The sequence below is a fragment of the Streptococcus mitis genome, from assembly GCF_019929545.1.
GTDB classification, from domain to species: Bacteria; Bacillota; Bacilli; order Lactobacillales; family Streptococcaceae; genus Streptococcus; species Streptococcus mitis_BU.
This window is the reverse complement of record NZ_JAHZPT010000026.1, coordinates 21,310-27,496: the sequence shown is the minus strand read 5'-3', so window position 1 is coordinate 27,496 and position 6,187 is coordinate 21,310. Positions and strand designations below refer to the sequence as shown.

Sequence of the window (6,187 nt, the reverse complement as noted above, 5' to 3'; positions counted from 1 at the left end):
TGTGCCAACTAAATGAGACACATACAGTTGATTTTTTCTTTTGTGATAAGAGTGGAGTTTTTAGAGGTGCCCTAAAGGAAGTAAGGTTATCAAAACGATAAAGACAATAATGATTTTATTTAAGAGTAAGATACGTCTATCAAATTTTGTATCCATAATCGAATTTTTCATACTTCCCTCCTTAAATTCCTTCACCATTATTCATGCGTTTAACGATTTGGTTAACTGCAACAAGCAATACTACGTTAATCACTGCATTAAACAAACCAACCGCTGTTGAGTAAGAATAGTCTCCTGATACAAGACCAACTTTATAGACATACGTAGAGATAATTTCAGAAGTTGGCAAATTTAACGATGTCTGCATTAAGAATGCTTTTTCATAACCGACATTCATAATTCCACCTGCAGCTAAAACAAATTGGATAACCATAATGGGCTTAAGAGCTGGAATATCAATGTGCCAGATTCGTTGGAAGATATTGGCTCCATCCAGTCTTGCTGCTTCTACTAAAGCTGGATCTACATTTACTAATGTTGCTGTGTAGAGCGTTGAAGCCCAGCCCATTCCTTGCCAGATACCACTAAAGATGTATAAAGGTCTAAAGAAGTCTGGATTTGTCAAGAAGTCAGCCTTTATTCCAAACATAGAGAGAAAATTGTTGATTGGCCCTCCCACTGAAAAGAAAAGGAAAATCATACCAACGATAACAACGACTGAGATAAAGTTTGGTGCGTATAAAATGAGCTGAATTCGTTTTTTGACTTTTTCACTCAAGAGTTGATTGAGCATAATAGCAAGAATGATTGGTGGTAAAAAGCCAAGCAATAAACCATAGATACTTAATTTTAAAGTATTGGCTAACAAGATACCAAAGTTGGGAGAGGATATGAATTTTGTAAACTCAGAAAAACCAATCCAATCACTCCCCAAAATTCCTTTTAAGGGATTGTAATCTTTAAATGCGATTAAAACCCCATACATAGGGATGTATTTAAAGATAAAGGTCAAAACTAAACCAGGGACAGTCATCAATAACAAGAGTTTTTGTTTCTTAATTCTTTCCCAAAGAGAAACTTGCTTCGCTTTGCTATTCATAGCAACCTCCTTTTTTGAAACGTTTCATTTTTTGTTTTAAAAAGATAACGCTTGGCGCTGTCTATTTATTTTATTTTTGAAACGTTTCATTTTTGTTCTAAAAAAATAAATCTTTTTTATCTGAGTTTATTCTATCATTGATAGCGCTTTCTGTCAAGACTTATTTTCATTTTTTGTTGTTTTTCCTTCAACAAATTTTACTGGTAGGATTGTCTGCAAATTAACAGTCTTTCCATCAAGAATATCAAACAAAATCCGAACCGCTTCTTTGGCCATTTCTTCCAATGGTTGTTCAATAGTTGAAAGTAGATAATCTCTATCTCCAGCCATTTTAATTCCATCGTATCCAATAATTTGGACATCATGAGGAATACGTTTGCCATTCTTTTCTAGAATTTCAGTCACATCCAAAGCTGTAAAATCGTTGATTGTAAAAATTCCATCTATAGAAGGATTTTCTTCCAAGAAACTCTCTAGCTTTCCATGATAGTCAGTAACTGTCTCATCCAAATCAAAAATACTAAGAGGTATTTTATGCTCTTGGACATACTTTTCAAATGAAATTCTACGACGTTTAGTTTCATTAATGGTTGTATTATGTCCGCCCACAAAGGCTAAATGCCGACATCCTTTACTAATTAATTGTTTAGCTGCTTCTCTTCCACCTGCATCATTATCTGATGAAACACAAGGAATGGCAATATCTGAGTATGTACGGTCAATACTGACAAAGGGAATTCCTGACGACAGGTAATGTTCAATTGGACTATAGGTAATAGCAACCACTCCATCAACTTTATTATGACGCAACATCTCCAGGTAGTCTTGCTCTCTATTTGTACCATTTATAGAACATAAGAGTAATTTATTATTCCTCTTATAGACTTCATTTTCCACATGCATAGTAAATTCTGAAAAAAAGGGATGCCAGATACTTGGTACAATGATTGCAATCGTTTCTGTTCGATTTTTTTTCATTCCTCTAGCGTAGTAATCTGGAATGTAATTCAAGGTTTTAATTGCTTGTTCCACTTTTTTCAAGGTTACTTCTTTAATGCCTTTTTCTTTATTAATTACACGTGAAACTGTTCCAACACTAACTCCTGCTTCTAAAGCAACATCTTTCATGGTAATTGATTTTCTTTGTTCTACCATCTTATCACCTCCTTTCAATATATAGTATCATGCAAACGCTTTTTTAGCAACTATTTCTCAATCATTTTTATCCAGATCATTTCCCCATCATGGATAAAATCACTCCAATTGGCTTTCTAAAATCCCTTCAATTTCATATATAGGAATCTACCTACCACAGGAAAAGACTTGATTTCAAGGCTTTTTTCGTATCTTCTACAAAAAAAGCAAGAGATTTAGAGGGCTATGAATCTAGATGTACATTTTGCTTAAATGATTGAAGGTCTTTTCTTAACAAAAACACCCCAAAAATTAGATTTTTTCTGTCTAACTTTTGAGGTACAGTTCAAACACGAAATAGAGTTTTTTTTATTTTAGGTTACTAATCTAATCGAATAAACATCATTGCGTTAAGCAAAGAGATGAGAGCGACAGTATTGACATTATTGGAATAGATCAGTCTCTTATTTTCAATCGGAGGAATAATAAAATTAGAAATGATGATATCATAAGGCGATTCTTCTAAAGATTCCTTTGATAATTCTAATTCAGTCCAAACTTCAAGTTCAAAATTGTTGCTGCAATAATAAGAAAGTGTTTCCGCTACTGATTTTGCATGATACTGATCAAAATTGCTCATAACCAGAACCTTCAGCTTTGGCTGATTTTGTAGTAGATTAAGCACCAAATGTTTGGTATGAGTGATGAATGTATAAGATAGATGATTTACCATCATTGAACTAGAACAAACTTCAAGAGTCTCTAAATAATGAGAAAGCTCTTTTTTTACATCTGAAACAAATTTAGGGAAAATATTTTGAAAATTCCTGATTGTATTCCCTTTTTGATCAAATAAAATAAACTCAGTGGACAACTCTTGACGATACAGATGTGCGGTATTATGCAGATGCCAAATCAGATTATCCCTATTTTCAATCTCAATCTGATACTTGACTGAAATCTGATCAATAAAATCACTCAATAGATGGTAAGATTTTTCAACATAGCTATCCTTTTTTACACATTTCATAAAGAGACTTTCATCTATGAAAAACATTTTTTGAAAGTAAGACACAAATAATTGGCAAACCACTTCTTCATCTAAAGAGATATTGTATTCTGATTCAAAACTCTGAGCAACACCTTCTATTCCTTCTGCCTGCATTAAAAAATCCAAACTTTGGTCGTTAAAAGAATCTTTCTCTATTGCCATAAGATGACCAAACTTTATTCGATATAGATTAATAACCAGGAGCAGCTTTAGCATTCTATGCGTTGACAAATTCATTGGAAAGCTTGTTTCCTTATAAACCAATTCTAACAATTGAGATAGGGGCTCTGATGAAAAATTTTCAAATGGCCATTCTAGGAAATAATATTTTTCTGAAAAATATTGTGCAAAAAAGTAACGAATGTCTCTCTCATTTCCAATGATTTGAACAGGGGTCAGACTGATTTCAAATTGAAATTGCCTTTTAATCACTTTATTGATTTGGCTAATAATACGATAGAGCGAAGATGAACTGATATAGAATTCTTTACAAATACTTTCAGCTTGACAACCCTCATTAAAGAAGATAAATTCTAAAATCGAAAAATGAGTTGAATGCTTAAAGAAATGATGGTAAACCATTTCAATATCACTATCATCGGTATTAATAATGCGTATACCATTAGTAGAAGAATGAAAAATCAAGTCAGGAAAAGCAGATTTAACATGGGATAGATCATCTTTGACTGCACGTTCTGTACAATTTAATAACTCTGCTAGTTCAGAACGATGAAACCAACGTTTATGTTCAAATAATAATTCTAATAATTCTAATTGCCTATGACTTTTTTTAGATAATAAATCTCTCATGAATGTCTTTCTCTCTTTATAAATTATCGGATTAAACCTCTTGCAATTATACCACAAAGAATAGGTAGAACATGCTGTAACGACTTTTACTAAGATCCTTTATTTCGTATAATAACACTACGGGAGCAATATATAAACAATTTTCTTATTTTACCGTCTATTGAGGGCGTGAATACAGAATCAAATTCAAGTCGAAAGAGTATATTTTTAATTTTAAAAATTATATAATAGCAACAATCAAAGAATTTGATTTTTTGATATTAAAATTATATAATAATCAAAATAATTGATTTTTTGTATTAAAATTATATAATAGCAATAATCAAAGAAATTGATTTATTTTTTGATATTAAAATAAAAAAGGAGGGTAAGCAATGTTGTGGTCAATCATTGCTGGAGGTCTGATTGGACTTGTAGCAGGTAGAATCACTAAAAAAGGTAGTTCTATGGGAATCGTCGCAAATGTATTCGCTGGTTTAATCGGGTCATCTGTAGGACAATCCCTTTTAGGTAGTTGGGGCCCATCCATCGCTGGAATGGCTTTGATCCCATCTATTGCAGGAGCAGCAATTGTTGTTACTGTAGTATCATTCTTTACAGGTAAAAAATAATTACTTGTAGAATAAACTATTTTTAAATAGATTAGACGGGTAAAAATAGTTTAATGTTAAATCGAAAGGATTGTATATGTCAAAAACAAAGAAAATATTTTTAATTATTTTCTGTATTTTAATCTTGACAATTTTCCTTCCTGTTTTGATAGATTATCATCAAGTTAGTGATCTAGGCATTCAGCTATTTAGCTGGAGACAGAATCATTTCGTTGAATTCTATCTCTCTAGATATATATTCTGGGGGATAGTGGCTCTATCAACTTTAGTTTTGTTATCGATGTTAGTTGTGTTGTTTTATCCTAAACGTTATTTGGAAATTCAACTTGAAACTAAAAACGATACATTAAAATTAAAGAATTCTGCAATCGAAGGTTTTGTTAGAAGTTTGGTAAGTGATCATGGATTGATCAAGAACCCAACTGTTCATGTAAATTTACGAAAAAATAAATGTTTCGTTCATGTAGAAGGTAAAATTCTTCCTTCGGACAACATCGCTGACAGATGCCAACTAATTCAAAATGAAATAACTAATGGATTGAAGCAGTTTTTTGGTATTGAGCGTCAGGTTAAACTAGAAGTTCTAGTAAAAGACTACCAGCCTAAACCAAAACCTCAAAACAAAAAGACTGTTAGTCGTGTGAAGTAAGGAAGTAAAAAATGGAATGGCTTAAACAATATCGATATCCAATTATCACTGGTCTCATAGGCGTATTTCTCGCTTGTTTGATTATCTCCTTTGGCTTCTTCAAAACAATATTTGTATTGATTTTAGGAGCACTGGGAGTTGCAGCTGGATTATATATCGAAAAAAACTATATAGATAAATAAAAAATAAAAATTACTAATTTAATTAAAGGAGTTTCATATGTCAAACGAAAAAAACATTAACACTAACGTAGAAAAGAAAGATGCTACTGTTGTAGCTCACGAAATCAAAGGGGAACTTACTTACGAAGATAAAGTTATCCAAAAAATCATTGGTCTGTCACTAGAAAACGTTTCAGGTCTTTTGGGAATCGACGGTGGTTTCTTCTCAAATCTTAAAGAAAAAATCGTTAACAGCGATGACGTAACAAGTGGTGTTAACGTAGAAGTTGGTAAAACACAAGTTGCAGTTGACTTAAACATTATTGCTGAGTACCAAAAAAATGTTCCAGCTTTATATTCAGAAATCAGAGAAATCGTATCTTCAGAAGTTGCTAAAATGACTGACTTGGAAGTTGTTGAAATCAACGTAAACGTTGTCGACATCAAAACTAAAGAACAACATGAAGCAGACTCAGTAAGCCTTCAAGATCGCGTATCTGACGTTGCTGAATCAACAGGAGAATTCGCTTCAGAACAATTCGAAAAAGCTAAATCTGGTCTTGGATCTGGTTTCTCAACTGTTCAAGAAAAAGTTAGCGAAGGCGTAGAAGCTGTTAAAGGTGCAGCAACTGGTGTAGTATCTCACGAAAAAACTCGTGTAAACTAAGATAA

7 protein-coding genes and 1 pseudogene are annotated in these 6,187 nt (G+C 32.5%); 4 read left to right on the top strand and 4 right to left on the bottom strand.

The genetic code is table 11. The annotated features are described in order from the left end of the window. Positions 1-72: 72 nt before the first annotated feature. The 4 genes and pseudogenes from K1I71_RS07560 to mgaSpn all read right to left on the bottom strand — a co-directional run. Positions 73-171 (bottom strand): annotated as a pseudogene (locus K1I71_RS07560) (carbohydrate ABC transporter permease); the annotation flags it as partial. A gap of 10 nt (positions 172-181) precedes the next feature. Continuing rightward, positions 182-1,099: an ABC transporter permease gene (locus K1I71_RS07555; RefSeq protein WP_045605839.1), complete on the bottom strand. Its 918-nt coding sequence runs from the start codon at positions 1,097-1,099 to the stop codon at positions 182-184. Positions 1,100-1,252: 153 nt separating this feature from the next. Beyond that, a complete protein-coding gene (locus K1I71_RS07550) occupies positions 1,253-2,254 on the bottom strand; it encodes a LacI family DNA-binding transcriptional regulator (RefSeq protein ID WP_045605836.1) in 1,002 nt (333 codons plus the stop codon). Positions 2,255-2,615: 361 nt separating this feature from the next. Beyond that, entirely contained in the window at positions 2,616-4,094 is a 1,479-nt protein-coding gene (gene mgaSpn, locus K1I71_RS07545; protein ID WP_223330641.1) for a virulence factor transcriptional regulator MgaSpn, read from the bottom strand. 374 nt (positions 4,095-4,468) lie between these two features. Here mgaSpn and K1I71_RS07540 point away from each other — a divergent pair, with 374 nt between their 5' ends. From K1I71_RS07540 to K1I71_RS07525, 4 genes are all read left to right on the top strand, one after another. Beyond that, positions 4,469-4,705 (top strand): GlsB/YeaQ/YmgE family stress response membrane protein, encoded by a 237-nt coding sequence (locus K1I71_RS07540; protein WP_033688245.1) that lies wholly within the window; start codon positions 4,469-4,471, stop codon positions 4,703-4,705. A 76-nt stretch (positions 4,706-4,781) separates the two neighbouring features. Beyond that, entirely contained in the window at positions 4,782-5,354 is a 573-nt protein-coding gene (amaP, locus tag K1I71_RS07535; RefSeq protein WP_023946078.1) for an alkaline shock response membrane anchor protein AmaP, read from the top strand. 11 nt (positions 5,355-5,365) lie between these two features. After that, positions 5,366-5,536: a DUF2273 domain-containing protein gene (locus tag K1I71_RS07530; protein ID WP_000455069.1), complete on the top strand. Its 171-nt coding sequence runs from the start codon at positions 5,366-5,368 to the stop codon at positions 5,534-5,536. Between the two features lie 37 nt (positions 5,537-5,573). Beyond that, positions 5,574-6,182 (top strand): Asp23/Gls24 family envelope stress response protein, encoded by a 609-nt coding sequence (locus K1I71_RS07525; RefSeq protein WP_033684829.1) that lies wholly within the window; start codon positions 5,574-5,576, stop codon positions 6,180-6,182. Positions 6,183-6,187 lie beyond the last annotated feature (5 nt).

Coding starts and splice junctions, on each gene's coding strand:
- K1I71_RS07555 (WP_045605839.1), bottom strand. CDS start 1,099: ATGAATAGCAAAGCGAAGCAAGTTTCTCTTTGGGAAAGAATTAAGAAA.
- K1I71_RS07550 (WP_045605836.1), bottom strand. CDS start 2,254: ATGGTAGAACAAAGAAAATCAATTACCATGAAAGATGTTGCTTTAGAA.
- mgaSpn (WP_223330641.1), bottom strand. CDS start 4,094: ATGAGAGATTTATTATCTAAAAAAAGTCATAGGCAATTAGAATTATTA.
- K1I71_RS07540 (WP_033688245.1), top strand. CDS start 4,469: ATGTTGTGGTCAATCATTGCTGGAGGTCTGATTGGACTTGTAGCAGGT.
- amaP (WP_023946078.1), top strand. CDS start 4,782: ATGTCAAAAACAAAGAAAATATTTTTAATTATTTTCTGTATTTTAATC.
- K1I71_RS07530 (WP_000455069.1), top strand. CDS start 5,366: ATGGAATGGCTTAAACAATATCGATATCCAATTATCACTGGTCTCATA.
- K1I71_RS07525 (WP_033684829.1), top strand. CDS start 5,574: ATGTCAAACGAAAAAAACATTAACACTAACGTAGAAAAGAAAGATGCT.